Genomic DNA, 25,030 nt, shown 5'->3' on the forward strand with positions numbered 1-25,030 from the left:
AAGCCGCTCCCGGGGTCGGTCGCGGTCAGTGCGTCGCGGGTGCCCGACAGATGTCCGGCGGCCCGCCCGGCGTACCGTCCGACACGCCGCGACCGGCTTCCGGACCACCCCCGCTTGTGATGGCGCAACGTCTGCGCCATAATGGCGCCATGGGGATGGGTCGCCGGTGCGAGGGGCCCGGCCCGGACTCCGCGGCACGCCGGTCGGCGAGCCGTACGGGGCCGGTGCCGAGCACCTTCCGGGCACGCTGAACCGAACCGACCGTCGTCTGTTTCGTCCGGTACCACGGGGAGACCCACCGGACGTCCGAGAAGGGGCAGCCGTGCCTGTATTCGAGACTCCGAAGCCGATCACCGTCACGATCGACATGGGCGTCGGCGATGTCCAGATCGTCGCCGAGGACCGTACCGACACCGTCGTCGAGGTACGGCCGACCGACGAGTCCGATGCCTCCGATGTGAAGGCCGCGGAGCAGGCGGGCGTCGACTTCGCCGACGGCGTCCTGGTGATCACCACCCCCAAGACCAAGAAGCTGGAGTTCTCCCGCAAGACCCGCTCGGTGGACGTCTCCATCGTGCTGCCTCTGGGCTCCCGGGTCCGCGGCGAGGCGGAGGCGGCGGATCTGCGCGGCACCGGCCGGCTCGGGGAGTGCGGCTACAAGACCGCCGTCGGCCATGTCCAGCTCGACGAGGTCGGTCCGCTGCGGCTGAAGACCGGCGGCGGCCATCTCACCGTCCGCCGGGTCGACGGCGACGCCGATGTCGACACCGGCACCGGACGGATCCGGATCGGCGAGGTCGAGGGCGCGGCCGTGGCGAAGAACTCCAACGGCCGGACCGATATCGGCACGGTCGCCGGGACCGCCAGGATCCGCTGCGCCAACGGGGACATCTCCGTCGACCGGGCGCTCGGCGACCGGACCGAGGCGGAGACCGCCAACGGCAGCGTCCGGATCGGCGAGGTCGTCCGCGGCACGGTCGCCCTCAAGGCGGCCACCGGCGATCTGGAGATCGGCATCGGGGAGGGCGTCCCGGCCCGGCTCGACCTGTCCACCGGGTTCGGCCGGGTGAACAACATGCTGGAGAGCGTCTCCGAGTCGGCCGACGGCGGGGTCGACGTCCAGGGGAAGACCTCGTACGGCGACATCACGGTCCACCGCGCCTGACCCGGTTGTCGGTGGCGATGATTCCGCTACGGTCCGCGAACCGGGCCGGGAGGCCGCCGCGACGACGACGGGGTACGGACCCGCGGGTCCGTACCCCGATGCCATGCCGTGTGCCACGCGCCGCCCGGCGGGATCCGAAGGAAACCGTCTAACGGACCCAGCCGGTGAACTGCTGTTTGCCGCGAGGGGCCCGCTTGGCGCCGGCCAGGGCCGCCGCCGACGCGCGGATCATCCACGCGTTGACCGAGATGCCCTGCTTGGCCGCCGCTTCCTCGATCTGGTCCTTCATCGCCTGCGGCGGCCGGAAGTTGATCCGCGCCGTCGCGCCGCTCGCCGCGCCGCCGAGCGCCCCGGCCCAGTCCTCCGCCGGATCGCCTTCCCCGGCCGGGTCGCCACCGGCGGCGCCCTCGTCCCCGGTCGGCGGCGTGACCACGAAACTGGGTTCCATCCCCCGCAGCCGCAGATCGACCGAGCCGGGTGTCAGTTCCCGGCTGATCTCGTCGGCCGCGTCCGAGAGGACCTTGAACAGCGTGAGCCGGACGGCGGACTCCAGCGGGGCGACGAGCCGCTCGGCCACCGCGCGGGTCTCGGCGTCTCCCGCCGCGGAGGCGGTGATCAGCTCCTCACGCAGCGCCTCGACGTACTCCCGTAGTTCCATTGCTCCATGATGGCACAGCGATTGCGCCGCGCGGCGCCTGTCCGGCCCGGCGGCCGGCCCCCGCCTTTTCCCGAGGTGGATGCCGCGTACCGGGAACGGTGCGGCCCGACCCGGGCCGCCGTACGAGAGCGGGTGCCGACCCCGTACGCCATCGGGGCTCGGGATGGCGCCACGATGGTCCCCGGCCGGTCCCTCCGGCGCCGAACCGAGGGGCCGGTCAGTCCCGGTCCACCAGGACGGCGCTGCCCTGCCCGACCCCGACGCACATGGTCGCCAGGCCGCGCCGGTCGCCGGTCCGCCGCATCCGGTGCAGCAGCGTCGTCAGGATCCTGGCGCCGGAGCAGCCCAGGGGGTGGCCGAGGGCGATGGCGCCGCCCTGCGGGTTGACCCGCTCGGGGTCGAACCCCAGCTCCCGGACGCAGGCCAGCGCCTGGGCCGCGAACGCCTCGTTGAACTCGGCGGTGTCGATGTCCCCGACGGCCCGGCCGGTCCTGGCGAGCAGCCTGCGGACCGCGGGTACCGGCCCGATCCCCATCACATCGGGATGGACCCCGGCGCTGGCGCCGCCCGCGTACCGGCCGAGGGGTTCGAGGCCCAGCTCCGCCAGCGCCTCCTCGCCGACCAGCAGCAGCGCGGCGGCTCCGTCGTTCATCGGCGATGCGTTCCCGGCGGTCACGGTGCCGTCGGCGCGGAACACCGGCTTCAGGGCGGCGAGCTTCTCCGCCGTGGTGTCGGGCCGGATCGACTCGTCCGAGCCGACGACCGTCCCGTCGGCGAGGGTGACCGGGGCGAGTTCGGCGTCGAAGAGGCCCCGCTCGCGGGCGGCCGCGGCCAGCCGGTGGCTGCGGAGGGCGAAGGCGTCCTGATCCGTCCGGCCGACTCCGTACCGGGCGGCGACCTCCTCGGCGGTCTCGCCCATCGACAGCACCCCGTGCAGCTCGGCCATCCGGGGGTTGGTCATCCGCCAGCCGAGTTTGGTGTCGAAGAGCTGCTGCTGATGGGGGAGTGCCTGCTCGGCCCGGGGCAGCACGAACGGCGCGCGGCTCATCGACTCCGAGCCCCCGGCCAGTACGACATCGGCCTCACCGGAGGCGATGGCCCTGGCCGCCGTGGTCACCGCCTCCAGGCCCGAGGCGCAGAGCCGGTTGAGCGTCGCGCCGGGCACGCTGTCCGGCACCCCGGCCAGCAGCAGCGCCATCCTGGCCACATTGCGGTTGTCCTCGCCCGACTGGTTGGCGGCGCCCCAGTAGACGTCGTCGATCCGCGCGGGGTCGAGGGCGGGGACCGAGGCCAGTACGGCGCGTACGGCGGTGGCGGCGAGATCGTCGGGCCGTACGCCGGACAGCGCGCCGCGCAGCCGGCCGACGGGGGTCCGCCGGGCGGCGGCGAAGTACACGGGACGCATGGTCACGGCTCCAGGGGTGCGGACATCGGGGCGTCGGGGATTCGGGCGTCGGTGCTGCGCGATCCTTGCTGCGGATCCGTAAAACTAGCGGTGCGAGTTTTACGACACTATCCGCAGCCGATCATCCCGGGTCAACCCCTCCCGGCCCGTCCACCGGGCCGGGCGGGGGAGATGTACGGCACAAGGGGCGGCGGCCGGGCATCGGCCGCCGCCCCTCCGGGCCTTCGCGCGCGACGATCAGACGGCCGGGACGGTGTCCTCGAACGTACGGCCCGCCGTGCGGTAGGCGGCGACGCGCTCGGCGATCTGAGCCGGGGTCAGTACCTGGTCCTTGACGTGCAGGACGTAGTCCACCGACTGCTCGTAGGCGCGGGGCGTGGTGGTGTCGGGCTGGCCCGTGAGGCCGGTGAGCCACTGGTTGAAGGCGATCAGCATGCCCCGTTCGGGCAGGTACTGGGCGCCGTGGGTGGCGAAGAGGCGGCCGTCGACGTAGTACCGGATGGCGGTGTCGTCGATGGTGAGAACGAGATCGCGCCACCCCGCGTAGCCCGCCCGGTCGGCGGTGTGGGTGTTCACGGGCGGCTGGACGCCGGTGGAGTCGTAGGTCTCCCAGGAGGTGGTGAAGAGGGTGTTCCCGGTCTCGCCCCAGCCGCCGTTGGGCAGATACTCGAAGTCGTACTCGGCGTAGTCGTCCGCCATCGGCGCCTTGAGGTCGTTGATGGTGAAGAAGGTCTGGATGACATGGTCGCCGTCGGGCCCGTGGACGGGCGCGTCGCTGAACTTGACCCGGGCCGCGTAGGTCCCGTTGCGGAACTTCATCGTATGGGTGGAGAACTCGGCCTGCCGGGTGGTCGCGGCGGTCCCGGTGGTCTCGGTCTTCAGCTTCAGTACCGACGAGCCGTCCGTCGTCCCGAAGGAGACGTTCTCCGGCGCCCAGGTCGCCCCCGGGACACCCGGTCCGCCGCCCCAGCTCCGGACCATCCAGCCGTTGGCGCCGAGCCGCGGATCGTCGTGGGCGGTGTAGACGAAGTCGTCGAAGAGCACCCGCGCGGGCGGCGGCTCAACGGGCCCGCCGGGCGCGGTGCCCCAGACGGTGGTCCCCGAGTGATGGGCCGTCACCTTGGTCCAGTCGGCGTACGAGGTCCGCTCCGGGCCGAAGGAGTAGTCGTCGCTCTGCCGCAGCGGGTTCCAGTCCGAGCGGTGGAAGCGGAGCCGCAGATCACCACTGGTCGCGCCGGGCGCGAGGGAGCCCGCGGCGGTGGTGAAGCCGATCTCCAGATACCGGTCGGCGTCGGCGGTGCCGGGGGAGAGCGTCCCGAAGGTCCCGGTCACATTGGCGCAGCCGCGGACGGCCCAGTCGCAGGCGTAGCGGTACGAGGCGGCGGCCGTGTCGGCGCTGAAGTAGTAACGCAGCTTCACATCCGCCAACTGGACCGGGTCGGAGCCGGTGTTCCGTACGGTCAGCCAGGGCGCGGCCTGCCCGGCGGTGGCGCCGGTGACCCCGGTGCGGTACTGCACGGTGAGCGCCGGACCGGCCGCGCTCGTGGCCGTGTTCGCCGCGGCCGTGCTCCCGGTCGTCGCGGTGGCGGGGGTCGCCGCGAGCCCGAGGGCGGCGAGCCCGGCGGCGAGGATTCCGGCGACGGCGGTACGCAGCCGGGGGTGGGGGGTTCTTCGCATGGTGCCGTCTTCTCCCGAACGTCGGTCCTGTGTGGTCAACGGTGGTACCGAGCAAGCACAACGACCCGCAGGTATAGACCTGTTGATCACCGCCGAACCTACTGAACCCGCCGGTGGGAGAACAGATGCAACGATCAATTAATGTGTCGGGAAGGTGAGTTGACGTCGAGTACGAGGACTTCGTGGCCGGTCGCCACCACGATCTCCCCGTCGGGCCCGAACGCCAGCGCGCCGACGGGATGGGGGACCGGCCAGTGCCCCAGCTCGGCGCCGGTCGTCGCGTCCAGGAGGCGTACGACGCGGTTCTCCCCGCCCGTCGCCACGACCACGGCCTCCGGGGTGACCCGGCAGGCCAGGGCGCCGCCCGTCCACGCGGCGGACACCGCGCAGTCGGCACGGAGTCCGGCGGAGGCGAGGTCCCAGACGCGGATCTGCCCCGTTCGGGTGGCACAGGCGGCGAAGGACCCCTGGGCGGTCTCGGTGACGGCCAGGGCGCGTACCCGGTCGAAGGGGTCGCCCGCGCAGATCCGCTCCTCACCGGTGTCGGGGTACCAGACGGTGACCTGTCGGAGGGAGATGCCTTTCACGAGTTCGAGGTGATCGGGGCGGCGCCCGGGAACGAAGGGGGCGGCCAGGACGACGGCGGACCGGTCGTTGATCCGTACCCCGACGGGGTCGCAGCCGTGCAGTGGCCAGTCCCTCCGGAGCGCTGTCGTCGAACCCGTCTCCAGATCGCGTGCGATCAGGGAGAGCCCGTGCCGGGCGATCACCGCGAGCCGTCCCCGGACGGCGACACAGGTGTAACCGATCTGCCGATCCCCGTCGGTGGGGAGGACGCCCAGCGACGCCCCGCTGAGCGGATCGTGGACACGGAGGGGGCCGAAGTAGTGCTCCGCGCCGATACCGATCAGACGCCCGTCGACCACCGAACACCGCAGGGTGCCATGGCTGGGTGACCCGGCGTCGAATCGGGCCACCGGTTCACCCGTCGAGAGATCCCGTACCAGGAGGCCGTCGTCGGCCCCCGTGGCGACCAGCGCTCTGCCGTCGTGAACCACGAGCGCGACCGACTCGACGGCGCAGGCGTGTCCGGACCGCTCCTCGTCCGGCGCGGCCCGGCGTGGATCCCAGACCCGGATCTCGGTATCCGCCCCACCGGTCACCACGACGGGCTCACCGGCCACCTCGGTGAACACGGCACAGCGGACCGCGCGGGTGTGCCCGGAGAGCCTGCGGGGGCCGGTATCGCCGGTGAGGTCCCACAGCGATACCGGTCCCTCGTTCTCCCCGCAGATCGCCAGGGTCGAGCCGAGTCGGCTCCCGGCGGCGAGGGCCGTGAGAGGGATCTGCCGGTCCCCCGTCGCGACCTCCCGGTTCCGCCCGCGTCCGGTCAGATCCCAGAGCTGGAGCCGGTCGCCGTCATAGCCCACGGCCACGGGCACACCGGCCACCTCGGCGGTCGTCAGGGACCGCGACAGATAGTCCGCCGCGAAGCCCGCGAACTCGATTCCGGTACGGGGGTCCCAGACCCCCACGTACTCGGTGTGCGCCACGACTACGGGCGCACCGTTCACCACGGTACAGACGACGGCGTCGACCCCGGGAATCTGAGGCCGCATCTCGTGGCGCACCCGCCCCGAGGGCCACTCCCGGACCCGGAGACGATCGCCGTCGCCGATGACCAGGGCCGTCCAGCCGTCCGCGATGCTGAAGTCGACCGTCCGGGCGTTCCTTTCCTCGAAGGTCGCCAGCGCCTCGCCCGATCGCAGGTCCCAGACCCGGATCATTCCTTCCAAGGACGCGGTCGCGGCTAGCGGCCGCCCGTCGACCAGGGCGCAGTCCACGGAGTTCACGGCCGCCCCCACCGCGTAGGCGCATCGCTCCTCATAGGTCGTCAGATCCCAGACTCGTACCGTGCCGTCCATACCGCCGGAGACAGCGACCGGCACCCCGTCGATCTCGATACAGGCGATATCGCGGGTTCCGCCCTGATGACCCGCGAGTACCGCCCGCAGCGCCGGGCTGATCTGCGCGGCCGTCGTCCACCGCAGCCGCCAGGGGTGATCCCCGGCTAACCGCTCCGCCAGGACCGTCTCCTGGTGGCGCAGCGCGTCCACCGCGAGGATCAGCCGTCGGTCCGCTACGGACAGCGGCGCGTGCCGGGCGGCCGATGTGCGGTAGATCGAGGCGAGGGTCCGGCCGCGCTCCGTCGTCGTACGGCGCAGGGCCCGGAGCAACTGCTCGGGCGCGGCGGCCGACAGGAAGCCGGCATCCTCCAGCAGGGCGTCGATCCGGCCCGTGTCCGCCGTGTCCGCCGTGTGCGTCGAGAGGTGGCGCAGTACGTACGGATGGGCCCGGGCCCAGTCCCGTACGCCGCCCGGCCCGTACGGCACCGTGGCCGTGAGGGCGTCCGCGAAGGCGTCCCGTACCGCGTCCTCGTCCTGGTCGCGGCGGAGATGCTCGGCGAGGGCCATGTGGTACAGCCGGTACACCGAGCGGCCGTCCTCCGTCGCCTCCACCACATAGGCCCCCGCGTTCCGCCGCAGCCACAGCAGATCGGCATCGGTGTACCGGCGGCCCGCCAGGGCCGACGCGAGGGGTGCCCAGATGTCCTCCCAGGGCAGGCCCTGACCCTCGGCACAGGCCAGCGGCCGCAGCAGGTCCCGGGCCCGGGCCGCGTCGGGGCCGAGACGGCGGTCGAGGTCGCGGGCCATCGCCGCGTCGGCGGTGCCTGGCAGCCCGGCCCGCCATACGGGGTCGTCCGGGTCGGCGGGCTCCGGCGCGGCGGCGAGCGTACCGGCCACGATCCGGGCGACCAGGAACGACGGCTCGGCCGCCGCCGCGACGGCGTCGGCGACCCGGGCGTTGAGCGGCATCGGGCAGTCCCGGTACGGGCTCGCCGGATTCGAGTCCAGCAGTCCGGACAGCGCGTACTCCCTCAGTGCCCGCGGATCGCGGTGCTCCGAGCCGTCCAGATCGATCGCGGTAACCTCGGCCGGCAGATGACGTAGCAGATGGGGCCGGGTGCCGAGGAGAAAGCGGAGCCTGCCCCGGCCGTGCTCCAGCAGGGGCCGGATCAGCCGGGTCAGGAGCGTGTCGGGCGTGGCCGCCTCGTCCAGGGCGTCGATCAGTACGGTGAACGGCCGGTCCCGGCCCGCCAGGGCGTCCAGCAGTTCGCCCGGGGTCGCCGCCGTGGTTCGCGCGGCGGCGGCCAGGCCCCGCAGCACCTCGTCGTCGGTGAGCGACTGGGCGTACAGGGTGAGGTCGATCGCCCCCGCCCGCGGCACGGACACGGGGGTGAGGCCCAGGGTGTTCAGCGGGACCGTGAGCCGGTGTTCGGGATGGCACAGAGCCGCGATCAGCCCGAGGAGGGCGGTCTTCCCCGAGCCGGGTCCGGCGGTCACCACGAGGGCGGGCCGCTCGGGGTCGGCCTGCTCGATCGCGGGCCCGGCGAGCCACTCCATGATCTCGGCGACGGCCCGCCGCCGTCCGGCGAACCGCCACCGCTCGTCGTCGCCGAAGTGGGCCATGGCCCGGACCAGCATCCGCCGGTTGAACTCGACATCGCGGCGGCGGTCCTCCGCGCCCCACTCCACGGCGTGCTGGATGGCCAGATCCACCCCGCGCGGCCCGGCCCGGTGCCGGGGGTTGGGAAAGAAGTCCGGCACCGTCCCGGTGAGCCGGGCGGCGTCCCACTCGACCCGCTGCGTCGGCGGCCTGGCGGGATCGGCGTTCATATGGGTGACGAGAGCGCCGAGGTCGATCGTCGGGGGCCGCTCGCCCGCGAGCGACACGCTCTCCACGGCGGCCGTCAGGAGATCGGGGAACGCCCCTTCGAGGGCCTGCTGCGCGGGCTGGGCGGCGGAGACGACGGCGATCCCCGCCGGGTCGCCGTCGATGTCCCGGCGCAGACTCTCCAGAGAGGCCGCCACCGCGTCGCCGCCGCCCTGCCCGGCATGACAGGTGTCGAGCATCAACAACAACTGGGTGATCTTGGTGTCGTCGATCAGGGCGGCCGCGATCTGCGCGGTGGGCAGGGCCAGTTTGGGCTTGTCGAGGTCGGCGTCCGCGGGGAAGAAGACATGGCGGCGCGGGGTGGCTCCGATCAGCTGACCGTGACCGGCGAGATAGACCGCGACGAGGTCGTCGGGCCGCCGGTCGGGATCGGTCGCGAACCGGTCGAGCTGTTCGAGCAGGGTGTCCCGGTCCGGGTCGAGACCCAGATCCGATACGTGGACATAGCCGAGCCGCCGGGTGAACAGGTCCACGATCTTCCGGCGGGCGTCGGCGAGCCCCGGCAGATTCCCCGCCGGGGACCGCCGGTAGTTCGCCACCGCCGTCGCGATGAGGAAGCGCCGGGGCGCCGTACCCCCGTACCCCTCGCGAGCACTCACCGCAGCGCGGCCGCGATCGCCCGGCCCGTCTCCGCCTTGCCCAGATAGTGGGTGGCGTCATGCGCGTGCGACCCGTTCGGCACCAGATGGCAGACGACCCCGTCGCCGAACCGGGGCCGTAGATCCTTCGCCAGGGCCACCACGTCCCGGGCGTCGGCCACATTCGTCCACGCCAGCCCGGCCCCGCCCGGCCAGGTCCCCACCCCGTCGGCGGGCGACGGCACGAGCCGGTCGAAGACGAGATGGCGGATCCCCAGCGGCGACCCCAGGGTGACCAGGGCCCGCACCCCGTGCCCCGGCAGGGCGCAGAGCGCCTCGTACGCCGCCACCGTACCCAGCGAATGCGCCACCACGACCCGGGTATCGGGGCCGACGGCCCGCTTCACCCGGTCCGTCACCGCGTCCCGTACCTCCGCCTCCATCAGATAGCGCCGTACCTGCCGCAGATCGAGGACCAGGGCCCGTTCGGCGAGCCCGGCGAAGAACCGGGACTGCGAGAGGGCCAGCAGCGCCGTCTGCACCCGGACCGGGACCCCGCCCATGGTCCCGGCCGTACCCGGCGCCATGACCTGCGGTTCGGCCTCGGCCGCCGCGGCCCACCAGGCCATCAGCAGCTCCGCCTCCCAGCCGTCGCCGACATCGGCGGCCGTCAGATACGGATCGGCGGCAGAGAGCGTACGGCCCGGCGGCAGGAAGACGTCACCGTAGTACGCCATCGCCACCTCACCGCCGTTCACGGCCCCGGGCTCCCCGGCCCTGGTGAGACCGTCCCGCAGGGCGGGCAGCCACTCCTTCAGCAACTGCTCCTCGCCGAGCTGCTGCTTGCCGACACCGTGCACACAGACGATCCGCGCCATCGCGCCCCTTCCCCCGAACGGCGGTGTCACCACCTTATGATCGGACCGTCGGTACGAGGGCCGAACTCCCCGATCTCGTATGCCCGGTGACCCCCGCTCACCGCCCCGGCCGGACCGGACTACTGTGCGGGCGTGAGCCTTCAGATCGTCATCGGGTACGGGCCCGCCGGAGCCGCCACCGCGCGGCTGCTGGCCGGGCGGGGACACACCGTACGGGTCGTCACCCGGTCGGGCCGTCCCCCGGAACCCGGTATCGAGCACATCGCCCTCGACGCGACCGACGGCAAGCGGCTCGCCGAGGCCGCCCGGGGCGCCACCGCACTCCACAGCTGCGCCGCGCCGCCCTACCACCGCTGGGCCACCGACTGGCCGCGGTTGGCCGCGTCGCTGTACGCCGCCGCCGAGGAGACCGGCGCCGTGCTGGTCCTGCTGGGCAACCTCTACGGATACGGACCGGTCGACGGGCCCCTGACGGAGGAACTGCCGCTCGCGGCGACCGGCACCAAGGGCCGGGTCCGGGCCGGGATCTGGGAACGCGCCCGCGAACTGCACGAACAGGGCCGGATCCGGGCCGTCGAGGTCCGTGCCTCCGACTTCTTCGGCCCCGGGGTGACCGACGGGGGCCATCTCGCCGCCCGCGTCCTCCCGCCGCTGCTGCGCGGCAAACCGGTCTCGGCCCTCGGCGACCCGGACGCCCCGCACAGCTGGACCTACGTCCCCGATACCGCCGCCGCCCTCGTCGAAGCCGCCGGTGACGAACGCGCCTGGGGCCGCGCCTGGCATGCCCCGACGGCCCCCGCCCGCTCGGTCCGCGAGATGGTCGCCCTGCTCTCCTCGGCGGCCGGCACGCCCACCGTCCCGGTCCGCCGCCTCCCCGCGCCGCTGCTCGCCGCCGCGTCGCTCTTCTCCCCGGCGCTCCGCGAACTCAAGGAGATCCGCTACCAGTTCGACCGCCCCTTCGTGCTGGACTCCTCCGCCTACGAGTCCCACTTCACCGCCCGGCCCACCCCCGTCGAGGAACAGGCCGCGGCGGCCGTCGCATGGTGGCGCGCCAGAACGGCGCCCGGGGGCCGCTGACCGGCATCGGGACCCTCACCCGTTCGGACCGGCGGGGGCGCGGCCCGGGGCGCCGGATGGTCGGCTGCTGTTGTCCGCCGGGCGCCCGCCGGGACCGGCGCGCGCCCCGACCGAAGGAGTACCGGATGCCGTCGGAGACCGTCACACGCTTCCTCGCCGCCCTGGACCCCGGCCACCGGGAGGAGATCGCCCGGCGGCCGGACGAGGAACAGGAGCGGCTCGCCGCGGCCTGGGAGACCGAGCTGGCCGGGGACGAACTCGACACCCTCGACGAACTCTCACCGCCCGCGGCGGAGAGCGTCGCGGCCCGGCGGGTGGTGGAGGGACCGGACCGCTGAACCGTCCGGGGCCACCGGGGCCGTGGGCGCCGTCGTACGGTCGTCACAGCACCGCGATCCCCAGGGGCCGTTCGCCCCCGGCCAGCCTGCGCGTCCCGCCCGACGCCAGCTCGACGACCGTGATCCCGTCCCAGTAGCCGTCGCGGGTGAATCCGCCGGTCACATAGGCCGTCCGGCCGTCGGCCGAGACGGCGACGTCCTCGTGCGGGCCGTCCAGCGGCACGATCCGCTCCCGGCCGTCCTTGGTCCGGATCGTCAGCGACGCCGCGCCGTCCGCCGCGCCGATCGGACCCGTGCCGACGGCCAGCAGCGTGCCGTCGGGGGTGAGCGCGGCACCGTGCTGATGGGTGTCGGCCGTCATCCGCTCGACCGTGACCCGGCCCGTCCGGGGGTCGAGTACGGCCAGCCGCTCGCCCTCGAACGGGAGCAGCAGCCGACCGTCCGCCCGGACCACCGCGTAGTGCGGCTTCAGCCAGGAGCCCAGGCCGCCCTCGGTGCCGTACGGGGCGACCTCGAAGCGGCGGGTGTCCAGGGTCCGGGCGTCGATCGCGGTGACGTCGAAGGAGTCGTGGTTGGTGGCGTACACCTCCGTACCGTCGCGTGAGACGTCCACGTCGAACGGGCGGCGGCCGACCGGCACGGTCTCCACCACCGCGCGGGTCGCGGTGTCGATCACCTCCACGGTCCCCGGTCCGCCGGGCACATTGACCCCGACGTAGACCCGCTTCCCGTCGGGCGCCAGGGCGATGCCCATTCCGCCGCCCCGGTACTCGCCGTCGGTCACCGGACCGGTCGCCGTACGGTACGGGATCCGGCCGAGGCTCTTCCGCGCGGCGGTGTCCACGACCGCGACGCCCTCGGCGGTGGCCACCCAGGCCCGGCCGTCCGCGCCGACCGCGAGACCGTACGGGGCCGTACCGACCCGGACCGAGGCGAAGGGGCCGCGCCCGGGGTCGAGGAAGGTCACGGTGTCGGCACCGAAATCGGCGACCAGCAGCGTCCCGTCCGGGGTGGCGGTCCCCTCGGGCGGGGGCGGGGCCGAGGAGACGGGCGGCTCGGCCGGGGCCGCGGCCTCCGGCGTACCCGTACTCGTACCGGTGTCTCCGGCCGGGTCCGCGGCGCCGCAGCCCGCCAGGGCCGCCCCGGCGAGTACCGCGACGGCGGCGACGGTCGTACGGCGGCGGCCCCGGGCGCTCATCGGGCACCCGCCCGGGACACCCGGGGGCGAGGGTCGGCCGCCCGGGGACGGACGGTCGGCGTGGTGCTCTCGGCGGTCATCTGGCGGCTCCCGGTGGTGACGAGGGCGGGGTACGAGCCCCTGGCCCGGCGTCTCTCCACCCTGTCACCGCGCCCGGCGCCCGGCGGTCCCCGCTCCGGTCACCATCCTCGCCCCGGGGGGACCACCACCGTGTCGTCCGATCGGCCGATGCGGACGACGGCGGACCGGGCGTCCGGCGCCCTCGTCCCGGGTGAACGAGCCCGAACACCGGACCGGGACCCTCCCGCCGGGCAGGCCCTAACGGTCGAGACCGGCCACCGCACGGGCCGCCTTCAGACCGGACTCGACCGCGCCGTCGATACAGCCCGCCCAGCCGTCGGCGAGATCGCCTCCGGCGAAGACCAGCCTGCCGTGGGGACGCCGCAGCTCCCGGTGGGCCGTCGTCAGCGCGCCCGGACGGCGATTGCCCCAGCCGCCCTTGGCGAACGGGTCCCGGCCCCAGTCATGGGCCCGGTACTCGATCAGTTCGGCCTCCGGGACCAGCACCCGGACCGCCTTCTCGACCGCCGCGTGGTCGCTGATGTCCAGCCCCGGATCGACACTGAAGCCGACCATGATCTGACCGTCGTCCACCAGGGCGTGCGGCATCAGGGTGGAGATCGGGGCGCCCGCCGCGCCCTGGGCCAGGAACGGGCCCCGGTCGGTGGCCAGACGCAGCCAGAGCTTGACGCTGTCGGGCACCCCGACACCCGCCTCGGCCGTGGCGGTGTGCGCCCCGGGCAGCCCGGGGGTGAAGACGATGTCGGGCCAGACGTTGACCGGCACCGCGACCACGGCGCTGTCCGCGGTGAACCGCTCGCCCGCCCGGGTCGTCACCGTCACCCGGCGCCCGTCGTCGTCGATCGCGGCCACCGGGGTGTCGAGCCGGAGTTCGGTCCGGGCGTCGGCGAGTACGGCGTCGAGCAGCGCCCCCATGCCCGCCTCGGGCCGCAGACTGACCAGGGAGTAGTAGCCGTGGGTGGCCAGATCGCCCAGGGCCCACCACTGGGCCAGCATGGAGACCGCACCCCGGGTGCTGGAGCCGCCCAGTTCGGTGGAGAGCGCGCTCGCCACCATGGTCCGCTCGTCCTCCGTCAGCTCCAGCCGGTCCAGCCAGTCGGCGAGCGAGCAGCGGTCGAACTCGGTGAGCGCGTCGGCGCGGAACAGGGGGTCGTAGGGCCGGGGAAAGTAGCGGTCCGTACCGCGGAACACCCGGTTCAGCAGATCCGTGACCCGCGTCATGACATCGTCGGCGGGCAGGGCGAGGGGCTCCTCCTCGGTGGGGATCAGCACCTCCTCGGGCTCCTCGTCGCCCGTCACCGCCAGGCCGTAGCGGGTCAGCTCCGCCCAGACGTGCGGCTGGTTCCAGTGGATCCACGCGCCACCCAGCTCGACCGGCAGTCCGGCGAACTCCTCGGTCCGGATCCGTCCGCCGATCCGGTCCCTGGCCTCCAGCAGCAGCGTTCTGCGCCCCTGCGCCCGGAGTTCCCGTGCGGCCGTGACACCGGCGAGGCCGGCCCCGACGACGATGGTGTCGTACGCGCTGGTCATGATCTCCTCGTGACTGACTGACTGATCGACTGACTGGGCGGGTGGTGCCGGGGGTCGGCCCGGGGCGGGGCGACCGGTGGGGAGAGCGGGGGACGGGGGTGCGGGTGCCGTACGCGGTCCGGAGCGGGATCCGCCGGGGTGGGGTCAGTCCCGGCCGGGGCGGGCGAAGGCGAGTACGACGTTGTGCCCGCCGAACGCGAAGGAGTTCGACAGCACCGCCGTGCTCTCCGACTCCCGGGGCTCGGACCCGATGACATCGAGACCGACCGCCGGATCGAGGCTCTCCAGATTGGCGGTCGGCGGCAGCGTGCCCTGGCCCAGGGCCTGGATCGACGCCACGGCCTCGATCGCGCCCGCCGCGCCCAGGGAGTGCCCCGTCATCGACTTGGTCGCCGAGACCGGGATCCGGGCCGCCGCCTCACCCAGCGCCAGATGCAGCGCACGGGCCTCCGACGCGTCGTTGAACGGGGTCCCGGTGCCGTGCGCGTTGATGTACGACACCTCGTCCGGGGTCAGCCCGGACGAACGGAGCGCCGCCGTCAGCGCCCGTGCCGCCGACGTACCGTCCGGGTTGGGCGCCACGATGTGATGGGCGTCGCAGGACCGGCCGTACCCCCGGAACTCGGCCAGCGGCGTCGCCCCCCGGGCGGCGGCGTGCTCCGCGTCCTCCAGGACCAGGACGGCGGCGCCCTCACTGAGGACGAAGCCGTCCCGGTCGGCGCTGAACGGACGGCTGGCCCGCTCCGGTTCGTCGTTCCGGGTCGACAGCGCCTTCATCCGGGCGAAGCTGGCCACGATCATCGGGGTGAGCGGCGCCTCCGCACCGCCCGCGAGGACCACATCGGCCTCCCCCGCCATGATCATCTGATGGGCCGCCACCAGGGACTCGGCGCCACTGGCACAGGCCGTGACCGAGGTGGTGCAGGGCCCGGTGAGACCGTGGTGGATGGCCACCCACGCGGCGGTGCTGTTCGCCATCGACATCGGGACGAACCTGGCCGGAACGGCCGAGAGCCCCCGGTCGAGAAAGGCCCGGGAACTGTCCTCGATACTGGACGCCCCGCCGCAGCCGGTCCCGATCGAGACCCCGATCCGCGCCGGGTCCTCCGCCGCCAGATCGAGACCGCTGTCCTCGATCGCCAGCGCCGCCGCCGCAGCGCCCAGCTGGGTGCAGCGGTCGGTCGCCGCCCGCTCCCGCCGGGTCAGCGCCAGGTGTTCGGGCAGTTCGACCTCGCCGCCGATCCGGACCGGGAGATCCGAGGCGTCGAACCGGGTGATGGCCCGGACGCCGCTGCGGCCGTCCAACTGCCCCACATGGAAGTCCTTCGCCCCGACCCCGACGGGGGTCACCGGGCCGAGCCCGGTGACCACGACTCGGCGGGCGCTCACGCCGCGGTCCCGTCGGCGAGCCGCTGACGGCTCTCGATGAAGTCGACCACGGCCCCCAGCGTCGTCAGGGACCCGGCCATCGAGTCGTCCATGGTGATACCGAGCTGCTCCTCCATGATGGTCACCATCTCCACCATGTCCAGGGAGTCGAGTTCCAGGTCCTCCTTGAACCGGGCGGTACGGGTGATCTCCTCGGGCTGGAGGCCGAGGCGGTCGACCATGAACGCGATGATCTGCTCTTCGGCGCCGGCGGTGCTCATGATTGCGTGCTCTCCCGTAGGTCGTTGCGATGTCGTCGGATCGGTCCGGGCGGTGCTCCGCGCGACCGGCGTGATGCCGTGCGCCGCGCGGTCGGAACGGGTGGTGCGGATGCCGTACGAGACACGGTCGGCGGCCTCGTACGGCCCCGGCGGGCGGTGTCGGCGGCCCGCCGGGAGACGGGGCGTCGGGACGTTCAGGTCGCCGACGGTTGCCAGGCGCGGAGATCGCCGTGGAGGGCGAGGCTCTGGCAGACCGCGCCGACCGCCTCGACGAATCGATTCGCCTCGGCGCTGTCCAGGATCAGCGGGGGCTGGATCCGCAGCACCCGGTTCTGGTTCGCGGTGACGAACGTCAGGATCCGGTGGTCCCGGGCGAGTCCGCTGACGAACCGCAGACACATCAGATCGCCCATGGTGGACTCCAGCGCGCGGCCCGTCCTGGAGAGCGCCGAACGCAGCTCGTCCGGCAGGGTGTCGGCGAGCGCGTGCAGATCACCGGGGAAGCGGGTGAGCAGCTCGTCCGTCATGGTCCGGACCGCACCCGAGAAGTCGCCGTCGAACTCGATCGCGGACATCAGGCCGATACCCCGGACGTCCTTGACGAAGCCGTACGGCTCGCACGCCTTCCGCAGCCCCTCGCGCAGTTGCTCCCCGACCTCGCGGGCGTGCCGCGGCAGATCCTCCTCGATCAGTACGTCGAGGGTGGCCAGTCCCGCCGCGGCGGCGAAGTTGCCGCCGCCGAAGGTGGAGGAGTGCAGCATGGCCCGGTTGGTGCTGCCGTACGCCGCGTCCCACAGTTCGGCGCTGCTCAGGGTGGCCGCGATCGGTACCAGACCGCCCGAGAGGGACTTCGCGATACACAGCACGTCCGGGTCGAGCCCGTCGTGCTCGGCGGCGAACAGGGCCCCGGTCCGGCCGAGTCCGGTCTGGATCTCGTCCAGGACGAACGCGGCACCGGCCCGGCGGCACAGCTCACGGGCCGCCTTGAGATAGCCGTCCGGCGGCAGGATCACCCCGCCCTCGCCCTGGACCGGCTCCACGATGAACGCCGCCGCGCCCTCGATCGCGTCCCGCAGCGCGTCCAGATCGCCGTAGGGCACGGCGACCGTGTCGGGCAGCAGGGCCCCGAACGGCTCCCGGTGGCTCGCCCGGCCGGTGACCGAGAGCGCGCCGAGGGTCTTGCCGTGGTAGCTGTTGTCGGCGTGGACCAGCCGGGTCCGGCCGGTACCGGCGCGGGCCACCTTGAGCGCCGCCTCCACCGCCTCCGTACCGGAGTTGCTGAAGAACACCCGGTCCAGCCGGCCCGGCGCCAGATCGCTCAGCCGCTCCGCCAGCTCGGCGGACTTCGTCGGCATCGAGACGTACTGGACGAAGGTGGGCGTACCGGTGTCGAGGAAGCCGCGCAGGGCCTCGGTGACCCGGGGATGGTTGTGGCCCAGATTGAGACAGCCGTAGCCGCCGACGAAGTCCAGGTACTCCACCCCGTCGGCGGTGGTGAGCCGGGTACCGGAGCCCCGGGTGAAGACCCGGTCCAGGCCGTGGGCCGCGAACAGCCGCGCCATCGGCGGGTTCACCCGGTTGCGGAACCGGCGTACGGTCGCCGGGGCGGTGTCGTCGCCGGACCCGGCCGCCCCCGCGGCGGCCGTGCCCGGGGCGCCCGTGGCCCGCGCTGTTCCGTCGCTACCGGTGCCCCGGCGGGCGGCCGGAGGCCGGAAGTAGGGGGCGAGCCGGAGGATCTCGTCGTCCGCGAGCGGACGGCCGAAGGAGGCCAGCGGCACCGGTACGAAGCCGTGCTTGGCGGCCAGCGCGCCGATGGTCCGCACCCGGTCCAGATCCAGCTCGCGGCCGAGGGAGAACGACTCCGCCCGGCCCTCCAGCGCCAGCACGACGGTCTCGGCGAGACAGCCGTTGAGCTGCCGGGTGGGGCTGGGCAGACTGCCGTCGCCCACCAGGACCTCGGGCACGGCGCTGACCAGACCGCCGTCGACGACCACCACGTCCTGGTCGTCGCGGGGCGCCTCGGCGACGTCCCGGGGCAGCGCCACATCGACCACGATCGTGCCGGGCCGCAGCTTCTCCGGGGCCACCAGACCGCCGACGGACGAGGCGCAGACGAAGACCCGGGTCCGCTCCGAGCAGAGCGCCACGTCGTCCACCAGCCGGACCCGGCCGTGGTCCGCCGGATCGAGATGGCGGAGCAGCGACTCGGGCGACCGGTTCCCCTGACGGCACACCAGGTCCAGCTCGAACCCGTCGGCCAGCAGCAGTTTCGCCACCGCGAGCCCGATGGAGCCGGGGTAGCCGACGACGGCGATCCGGGTGTCCTCGACCGGCAGCCCGAGCAGCCGGACGACATGCCGGACCTCTTCGTGCGCCGCGTAGACGGTGAGGGAGTTGCCGCTGGTCACCGGGATGCCGACCTGCTGGGCCGTCCACAGCCCGCGGTCGCCGACGATGGAGGTCGCCCCGCCGAGCCCGGCGAGTACCGCGCCTTCGGCCCGGAGCTTCTCCACCTCGTCGGCGACCATCCGGCGGGCCGTCGTCGGCCGGGTCAGCAACTGCTCGGCGGTGTACGGGAGATACCGCACCCGGCCCGCGCAGCGCGCCCCGGTCGGCGACGTCACCGACCGGAACAGCGGGAAGGGGACGCTGTACCGGTTCCGCTCCGGGGGCGCCGGGGCGTCGCGGTGGTCGTCGACCAGCCGGTTCAGCAGGTCCATGCCGCGGACCTGGTTGCGGTGGCCGGTACTGATGGGATGGGCCAGGAAGCCGAAGGACGTGACGGGGTCGCCGCCCGGGGCGCGTACGGCCGGGTCGGGTGAGTCGGGGGACAAAGCAGTGCCTCCGTAAGGGGCCGGGCACACCGCGGGCACGGCGGTGGGCACGAGGGAGTACGGAATCGGGACGGGCGGGGCGGGACGGGTGCGGGTTACGCGCCGTTCGCCGGGTAGGCGGACCTGGCCGTCGCCCGGATGACGGTGAGACTGAGGTCGGACAGCTCGTCGCGCTGCCAGCCGTGCGCGGAGAGCAGACTGAGACCGTCACCCTCGTTGTTGTGGGCGATGGGCACCGAGCAGATGGTGACGGTCTCCCGCCGGGTGAGCCAGTCGCCGAGGTCGGTTCCGGCCACGTCGGGCAGATGCCGGTGGCGTACGGTCAGCCCGCTGAACGACCGGGTCCACTCGGGCTCCAGCAGATGGAGTACCTGGGTCTGCCGGCTCATGGCCGCGTCGGTACGCCCCTCGTGGTAGGTCCGGATCACGGAGTGGCCGCCGTCGATCAGCCGGAAGACGGTGACATTGCCGCGCAGGGGCCGCCCGTAGAGGCAGACCTGCTGGACCAGGGTGGGCACGATGTCCGGTACCAGCGCCGAAGCGCCGTCGCCGATGAAGGCGAGAACGTTGTCGTCCCGGGTCAGGGCGATCGCCGGGATCGCCTGGAGGGCGTCGCCCATCAGCGCCCGCCCGTACCAGCCGGAGAAACCGGGGCCGGTCCTCGGGAGGTTGCGGACCGCGGAGAGCCCGCCCCGGCCGACGTCGTAGACGCCGGTGTAGGTGTACGACTCCTCGGTGATCAGCCGCTCCAGCACCCCGCCGAGCCGGGCGAAGAAGTAGTTGGCGCTCATCGGCAGTACGGGGAGTTCGTGCAGGGCGTCGGAGGCGCTCTCCCGGGCCTCGGTGAGGGCCGAGGCCCGCCGTTCGAGTACGCCCGGGTCGACGTCCAGCCGTTCCCGTACCGCGGTGAGGAAGTCCAGGGCGTCGGCGCGTACCGGCAGATCCGCGTAGGGCGCGATGTGCTCCGGCTCCCGGGTGACCTGGGCGATCCGCAGGGACCGCTTCAGCACCCGGGGCGAGAAGGGCGTGGCCGCCTCGGCGATCCGGCTCTTGAGGAAGAGCAGGGACTGCTGGTCCCGGGCGCGCAGCCGTCCGTTGTCGTGGAGGTAGTCGTGGACCCGGGCGGAGAAGCCGTACACCCCGAGCGTGCCGAGGTATTCGGGGACGACGGCGCCGTCCCGGTAGCGGGCCACGGAGCCGGGCCTGGTCAGGGAGTCCGCCAGGGCGATCCCGGCCCTCCGGGCGATCTCGTGGACCAGCCCGGACTCCTGGGGGCCGAGGCTGCCGCACTGCCACAGCAGCCGGTCGGGGCCCCGGTTGATCTCGTCGACGACGGGGGCGAGTTCGTCCTCGCGGACGACGGTGACGGTCGGCCGGGCCGGGGGTGTCGCGGCGGCGGCCGCGCGCTCGGCGGTGGTCTCGTCGGCCGGGGCCTCCAGTACGGAGGGGGTGACCAGCAGGACCACCGGGCCCCGGTCCTCGTGGTAGGCGGCGAACGCCTCGGCGAGACCGGCGTCGAGCCGTTCGGGCGCGTCGAGATAGACATGGGGTACGCCGCGGGCGGCCAGCACCGCCCGGGAGTCCTCCGCGCCGTGGACGGTGCCCTGGAACGGGAACCAGGCGGTGGCGGGGGAGTCCGCGCAGACGATGAAGCCGCGGGCCCGGGCGTCCCGGAGATTGGCCAGGGTGCCGCGGAACTCGTCGACCATGCCGCTGGTGACGACGGTCAGGAAGGGCGCCCCGTCGAGCTGCCAGCGGGCGAGGGCGCCGCAGGCGAGACTGTGCTCGCTCGGGCCGCGCAGTACGGGGTTGCCCGCGGCCTCGGCGAGCCCGTCGAGATCGCGGATGGTGCCGGAGACCACCGAGCCCGTGTAGTAGTGCAGCCCCCAGGAGTTGCCGGAGCACGCGGTGAGGAAGGCGTGCAGGGCGTGGGCCAGGGCGGCGGGCGCGGTCCGGGCCGCGCGGGCGGCGGCACCGGCCAGACAGCGCTGGATGTGGTCGGCGAGCTGGCAGACCACATCGGCGGTATGGGCCCAGGGGTCGTCGGGGATCTGCCGTAAGTGGTACGGGCGGGCCACCAGCAGACCGTCGTCGGAGCCGTCCTCCGCGTAGACCACGGTATGCCGGGCCGGGAGCCGGTCGCCGGGGCCGCCGCTCAGTTCGGCGGCGAGTTCGTCGAGGGCCGTGCCGACGGACTCCTCGAAGGGGGCGGTACTCAGCCCGGCGCCGCCCGCGTCGACCAGGACCAGCGGTCCCACACCGGCGTCCGCTCCGGTGTCGGTGATGGTCCCGGCGGCGCGGGCCGCGTCGGCGGGGGTGTCGGCGGTGATCAGATGGAGTCCGGCGGTGGGCAGCGCCGCCGAGAGGAAGCGGCGGGCCTTGCCGAGGATGGCCCGGTAGGCGTCGGTCCCGCCGGGGTCCGCGGGACCGGCCGGTGCCGGTGGCGCGGTCGGTCCGCCGTGGGTGCTGTCGAAGTGCCGGTCGGAGTCGTCGGTGAGATCCGCGAGCGCCTGTCGCACCGCCTGGTGGAAGGTGTCGCGTTTACCTATGGAGAAGATGAGAAGTCGGGGTCCGGGACAGCCGGACACATCGTCGGAATGCATGGCACCCACGCTCTGAACCTCCGCACACAGATGCTACGAAGTGCATATGCGACCGCTGGGAGAGTCGCATTCGTACAGCGGTGACAAGGGATTGGGGAAAGTGGATCGTCCGGAAGGATTTCCGCACAAAGATTTGCCAAAGGAATGGAAAAAACTGGACGAGTTAGGGAGTCGGCGCCCCGAAGCTGTTCCAGGGGCCCGGGCGGCGGATTCTCAGCCGCGTGAGCCGGACCGTGGCGACGGTTTCCCGGCAACCCCCGAGCAGGGGTCCGTACCTGGTAGGACGTGCTCCATCCCGACGATCCCCCGTTCGGTCGTGGCGCGTTGTGCCTTCAAGGTGAGCAACCTTTGAGACCTTCGTCCTCGCCCCCCGGCGAGAACTCGTTGTATTTCTACTCTAGCGGACCGCTCCAGTCAAGTTAGACCCTCTACCCGAACGGCTGCCCCGCCAACCACGGAACGGGGCAACCGCTCGGGAACGAGACCGAAAATCAACCGTCCCGGAGGCCGGCCTTGTCATGGAACTTCCGCAGCGGTCCCGGTGCCCACCAGTTCGCCCGGCCCATGAGTTTCATGAACGCCGGGACGAGGATGCCCCGGACGAGCGTCGCGTCCACCAGGACGGCCAGCGCCAGCCCGGCGCCGAGCAGCTTCAGCAGACTCAGCCCGGAGGTCGCCAGCGCCGCCAGGACGGTGGCCACGATGAGCGCGGCGGCGGTGATGAGCCGCCCCGTGTGGTCCATCCCGAAGGCGACGGCCCGGGTGTTGTCACCCGTCACCAGGTACTCCTCGCGGATTCTGGAAAGCAGGAAGACGCTGTAGTCCATGGAGAGCCCGAAGGCGATACAGAACATCAGCAGCGGCACGGTGACTTCCAGTTGCCCGGTATGCACGAAGTCGCCCACCAGCCACTTGAGGTTGCCGTCCTGGAAGACGTAGACCATCGCGCCGAAGGACGCCGTGAGGCTGAGCAGATTGAAGACCAGCGCCTTGATCGGCACGACGACACTGCCCGAGAAGAGGAAGAGCAGGACGAACATGCTGAGGGCGATGATCCCCGCCGCCCAGGGGATCCGGTCGATCAGCGCGCTCTTGGTGTCCACCAGGGTGGCGGCGTCGCCGCCCGCCAGCCGCTTCGCCGGGGCCTCGACGTCCCGGACGGCCTTGACGTGCTTCTCGCCCGCGGCGGAGTTGGAGTCGACATCGGCGACCACGGAGATCCAGGTGCCCTTCCCGTCGGCGTACGCGGCCGACGCCGGTCCCGGTGGCGCGATCTGACGCCCGCCGCTCCAGGAGCCCAGGACGCTGTCCACCCGCTGGGTCTTCTCGATCCGGGAGATCCCCTCGACGTACCGCGTCAGCGCCTGCTTCTCCGCGGCGGGGTCGAGCGACGGCAGGACCACGGTCACCGGGGCCGTGGCGGCCCGGTCGAACTCGTCCCGTACGGTGTCCGCGGCCACCTGGGCGCTGGCGCCCTTGGGCAGGATCCGGTCGTCCGTCATACCGAATCTGGCATGCCCGAACGGCAGGGCGAAGAGCACCAGGATCACGACCACCGCACCGCCGATCAGGACCGGACGGCGCATCACCTTGACGGAGAGCCAGTGCCAGACGCCCGCGCCCTCCTTCTTGGCGCCGGGCATCCGGCGGCGCAGCGGCGCGAAGATGTCGAGCCGGTCGATCCGCCGCCCGATCAGCGCCAGCAGGGCCGGCAGGATCAGCAGTGACGCCAGCGCCGCCAGCACCACCACGGCGATACCGGCATACGCCAGCGACTGGAGGAAGTAGACCGGGAAGACCATCAGGGCGGCGAGGGAGATCGCCACGGTGAGCGCGGAGAACAGCACGGTCCGGCCCGCGGTGCGCAGACTCTCCACGATCGCCTCGGTGACCTCCCGGCCCCGGTCCAGCTCCTCCCGGTAGCGGGTGACGATGAAGAGGCTGTAGTCGACGGCCAGTCCGAAACCGAGCGCCGTACTGACGTTCATCGCGAAGATCGACACATCGGTCATCTCGGCCATCACCCGCAGTACCGCGAGCGTGCCCACCACGGAGACGATGCCGACGACCATCGGGAGCGACGCGGCCACCAGGGAGCCGAAGGCGGCCAGCAGTATCAGCAGGGTGAGCGGCGCCGCCAGGAGTTCGGCCCGGGTCAGATCCTCGGCGCTCTGCCGTTCGATCTGGTCGTTGATCGGGGCGAGCCCGGTCGCGGTGACCTTCAGCGGCCCCTGCTCGCCGGTGACGTCCGGCTGGAGTTCGTAGGACTTCTGGGTGAACTCGTCCTCGGTACCGCCGAGTTTGATCAGGATCAGCGCCGTACGGCCGTCCTTGGAGCGGAGCGCCGGATCCTTGGTGGTCCAGTACGAGTGGGCGAAGACGACCCCGGACTCCTTGCGGATCCGCTCGGTCAGCTCGGCCCCGGCGCGGGCGGCGGCGGCCTCCTCGACCGGTCCTTCGGCCTCGGCGACCAGGATCATATTGGGCGAACCGGCCTTGAAGCGGTCGCTGAGCAGATGTTCCGCCCGGGCCGATTCGGAGGTCTCGGGGGTATAGCCGCCGCTGGCGAGGTGTGGTGCGACACCCGCGCCGAGCAGCCCGGCGGCCACCGTGAGGATTCCGACGATCAGGAAGACGGGGACCTTCCGCCGGACCAGCAGCCGGGCCGTCCTGGCCAGCCAGCCCTGCCGGGTTAAGGGGTCGATGCCGTCGTTCACCGGTGTTCTCCCGCCGTCCTTGCCGGGGCGGGGCTGTGCAGAAAGAGCCATGGGCTCTCCCCCAGAGATCTCGGGGCGGGCGCGGTGATAGCCACGAACCGCCGCTTTCGGGGACTGGCCCGGACCGTCGCCGGGCAGTGGTTGATCACGGCGCGGCGATCGTGGAGCCGCCGCACCCAGAGGGCTGTGCCCGGCACGGGGAGCGCCGGGCACCGAGGAGATGTCAGTTGTGAGTCGTCGTGCGGAGGAGGGCCGGTCAGTCGACCCGGATGAGATCGCGGGTGAGCGCCGCGTGCACCCAGTCGGCCCACTGCTGCGTGGTCCAGCCCCGCTCCGTCACCAGAAGGTGGTAGATCTCGGGCCCCAGCAGGCCGTAACTGATGTCCACGGCCCGGTCGAAGGTGAGGTCCGTGGGGAGCTGCTCCTTCTCGGCCAGCGCCTTCATCAGTACGGTCTGCACCTCCAGCCGCTGCTCCTTGTTCCGCTCCCACAGCGGGGCGACGTCCGGATGCGAGGCGGCGGCGGTACGCAGCACCTCCAGCAGTTCGCCCACCCGCTCGTAGATCTCACGGGCGGCGGCGACCTGGTGGCGCAGCTGGGTGGAGGGGTCGCCCGCCGACATGGCCTGCTTCACCCAGGAGCGTTCCAGGGTGGGGATGGGCTCGTCGTCACCGGCCACCCGGATGTCGACCAGCTCTTTGAGGATCGTCTGCTTGTTGCCGAACTTGAAGTAGATGGTCTGGACGGCGACCCCGGCCTCGCGGGCGATCGACTCGATCGTGGTGCTGCCGTAGCCGTTGTCCTTGAAGAGGCGGAGTGCTGCGTCGAGCACCCGGTTCCGGGTTTC

Annotated in this window: 16 protein-coding genes; 3 read left to right on the forward strand and 13 right to left on the reverse strand. The window is 72.8% G+C overall.

Going from position 1 to position 25,030, the window contains the following annotated elements; translation table 11 throughout:
* Positions 1 to 322: 322 nt before the first annotated feature.
* Complete coding sequence (locus AB0G74_RS23240; RefSeq protein WP_361149324.1) at positions 323 to 1,165, forward strand: DUF4097 family beta strand repeat-containing protein; 843 nt, start codon at positions 323 to 325, stop codon at positions 1,163 to 1,165.
* A 148-nt stretch (positions 1,166 to 1,313) separates the two neighbouring features.
* Here the strand turns inward: AB0G74_RS23240 and AB0G74_RS23245 are convergent, their stop codons facing one another.
* From AB0G74_RS23245 to AB0G74_RS23265, 5 genes are all read right to left on the reverse strand, one after another.
* The gene (locus AB0G74_RS23245) at positions 1,314 to 1,823 is read right to left on the reverse strand and encodes a hypothetical protein (RefSeq protein ID WP_361149326.1); all 510 of its coding nucleotides are present in this window, start codon (positions 1,821 to 1,823) and stop codon (positions 1,314 to 1,316) included.
* A gap of 217 nt (positions 1,824 to 2,040) precedes the next feature.
* Positions 2,041 to 3,228 carry an acetyl-CoA C-acyltransferase gene (locus AB0G74_RS23250; protein WP_361149428.1) on the reverse strand — a complete coding sequence of 396 codons (1,188 nt, stop codon included), beginning with the start codon at positions 3,226 to 3,228 and terminating at the stop codon, positions 2,041 to 2,043.
* 237 nt (positions 3,229 to 3,465) lie between these two features.
* Positions 3,466 to 4,905: a cellulose binding domain-containing protein gene (locus AB0G74_RS23255; protein ID WP_361149329.1), complete on the reverse strand. Its 1,440-nt coding sequence runs from the start codon at positions 4,903 to 4,905 to the stop codon at positions 3,466 to 3,468.
* A 134-nt stretch (positions 4,906 to 5,039) separates the two neighbouring features.
* The gene (locus AB0G74_RS23260) at positions 5,040 to 9,299 is read right to left on the reverse strand and encodes a caspase family protein (RefSeq protein WP_361149332.1); all 4,260 of its coding nucleotides are present in this window, start codon (positions 9,297 to 9,299) and stop codon (positions 5,040 to 5,042) included.
* The gene (locus tag AB0G74_RS23265; RefSeq protein WP_361149335.1) at positions 9,296 to 10,156 is read right to left on the reverse strand and encodes a hypothetical protein; all 861 of its coding nucleotides are present in this window, start codon (positions 10,154 to 10,156) and stop codon (positions 9,296 to 9,298) included. The genes AB0G74_RS23260 and AB0G74_RS23265 overlap by 4 nt, the downstream gene beginning before the upstream one ends.
* Positions 10,157 to 10,288: 132 nt before the next feature.
* Here AB0G74_RS23265 and AB0G74_RS23270 point away from each other — a divergent pair, with 132 nt between their 5' ends.
* Together AB0G74_RS23270 and AB0G74_RS23275 are read left to right on the forward strand one after the other, a co-directional pair.
* Positions 10,289 to 11,233: an NAD-dependent epimerase/dehydratase family protein gene (locus AB0G74_RS23270; protein WP_361149337.1), complete on the forward strand. Its 945-nt coding sequence runs from the start codon at positions 10,289 to 10,291 to the stop codon at positions 11,231 to 11,233.
* Positions 11,234 to 11,358: 125 nt separating this feature from the next.
* On the forward strand, positions 11,359 to 11,571 hold the full coding sequence (locus AB0G74_RS23275; RefSeq protein WP_361149340.1) for a hypothetical protein: 213 nt from the start codon (positions 11,359 to 11,361) through the stop codon (positions 11,569 to 11,571).
* A 43-nt stretch (positions 11,572 to 11,614) separates the two neighbouring features.
* Here the strand turns inward: AB0G74_RS23275 and AB0G74_RS23280 are convergent, their stop codons facing one another.
* The 8 genes from AB0G74_RS23280 to AB0G74_RS23315 form a co-directional block, all read right to left on the reverse strand.
* Positions 11,615 to 12,769 carry a YncE family protein gene (locus AB0G74_RS23280; protein WP_361149343.1) on the reverse strand — a complete coding sequence of 385 codons (1,155 nt, stop codon included), beginning with the start codon at positions 12,767 to 12,769 and terminating at the stop codon, positions 11,615 to 11,617.
* A gap of 318 nt (positions 12,770 to 13,087) precedes the next feature.
* Positions 13,088 to 14,380 carry an NAD(P)/FAD-dependent oxidoreductase gene (locus tag AB0G74_RS23285; protein WP_361149345.1) on the reverse strand — a complete coding sequence of 431 codons (1,293 nt, stop codon included), beginning with the start codon at positions 14,378 to 14,380 and terminating at the stop codon, positions 13,088 to 13,090.
* A 144-nt stretch (positions 14,381 to 14,524) separates the two neighbouring features.
* Positions 14,525 to 15,769, reverse strand: coding sequence for a beta-ketoacyl-ACP synthase II (gene fabF / locus AB0G74_RS23290; protein WP_361149347.1), 1,245 nt, complete (start codon positions 15,767 to 15,769; stop codon positions 14,525 to 14,527).
* The gene (gene acpP / locus AB0G74_RS23295; RefSeq protein WP_361149350.1) at positions 15,766 to 16,029 is read right to left on the reverse strand and encodes an acyl carrier protein; all 264 of its coding nucleotides are present in this window, start codon (positions 16,027 to 16,029) and stop codon (positions 15,766 to 15,768) included. Before acpP ends, fabF begins: the two co-directional genes overlap by 4 nt.
* A gap of 194 nt (positions 16,030 to 16,223) precedes the next feature.
* Positions 16,224 to 18,863, reverse strand: coding sequence for an aminotransferase class III-fold pyridoxal phosphate-dependent enzyme (locus AB0G74_RS23300; protein WP_361149353.1), 2,640 nt, complete (start codon positions 18,861 to 18,863; stop codon positions 16,224 to 16,226).
* A gap of 95 nt (positions 18,864 to 18,958) precedes the next feature.
* Positions 18,959 to 21,466 (reverse strand): hypothetical protein, encoded by a 2,508-nt coding sequence (locus tag AB0G74_RS23305; RefSeq protein ID WP_361149356.1) that lies wholly within the window; start codon positions 21,464 to 21,466, stop codon positions 18,959 to 18,961.
* A gap of 491 nt (positions 21,467 to 21,957) precedes the next feature.
* On the reverse strand, positions 21,958 to 24,234 hold the full coding sequence (locus tag AB0G74_RS23310) for an MMPL family transporter (RefSeq protein ID WP_361149359.1): 2,277 nt from the start codon (positions 24,232 to 24,234) through the stop codon (positions 21,958 to 21,960).
* Positions 24,235 to 24,439: 205 nt separating this feature from the next.
* The gene (locus AB0G74_RS23315; RefSeq protein ID WP_358823356.1) at positions 24,440 to 25,015 is read right to left on the reverse strand and encodes a helix-turn-helix domain-containing protein; all 576 of its coding nucleotides are present in this window, start codon (positions 25,013 to 25,015) and stop codon (positions 24,440 to 24,442) included.
* Positions 25,016 to 25,030 lie beyond the last annotated feature (15 nt).

The organism is Streptomyces sp. NPDC020875, from assembly GCF_040641415.1.
In the GTDB taxonomy this organism is placed as follows: Bacteria; Actinomycetota; Actinomycetes; order Streptomycetales; family Streptomycetaceae; genus Streptomyces.

Bases quoted from the DNA above. Each gene is read 5' to 3' on its own strand.
- AB0G74_RS23245 (WP_361149326.1), bottom strand. From the start codon at position 1,823: ATGGAACTACGGGAGTACGTCGAGGCGCTGCGTGAGGAGCTGATCACC.
- AB0G74_RS23250 (WP_361149428.1), bottom strand. From the start codon at position 3,228: ATGCGTCCCGTGTACTTCGCCGCCGCCCGGCGGACCCCCGTCGGCCGG.
- AB0G74_RS23255 (WP_361149329.1), bottom strand. From the start codon at position 4,905: ATGCGAAGAACCCCCCACCCCCGGCTGCGTACCGCCGTCGCCGGAATC.
- AB0G74_RS23265 (WP_361149335.1), bottom strand. From the start codon at position 10,156: ATGGCGCGGATCGTCTGTGTGCACGGTGTCGGCAAGCAGCAGCTCGGC.
- AB0G74_RS23275 (WP_361149340.1), top strand. From the start codon at position 11,359: ATGCCGTCGGAGACCGTCACACGCTTCCTCGCCGCCCTGGACCCCGGC.
- AB0G74_RS23280 (WP_361149343.1), bottom strand. From the start codon at position 12,769: ATGAGCGCCCGGGGCCGCCGCCGTACGACCGTCGCCGCCGTCGCGGTA.
- AB0G74_RS23285 (WP_361149345.1), bottom strand. From the start codon at position 14,380: ATGACCAGCGCGTACGACACCATCGTCGTCGGGGCCGGCCTCGCCGGT.
- acpP (WP_361149350.1), bottom strand. From the start codon at position 16,029: ATGAGCACCGCCGGCGCCGAAGAGCAGATCATCGCGTTCATGGTCGAC.
- AB0G74_RS23305 (WP_361149356.1), bottom strand. From the start codon at position 21,466: ATGCATTCCGACGATGTGTCCGGCTGTCCCGGACCCCGACTTCTCATC.
- AB0G74_RS23310 (WP_361149359.1), bottom strand. From the start codon at position 24,234: ATGGCTCTTTCTGCACAGCCCCGCCCCGGCAAGGACGGCGGGAGAACA.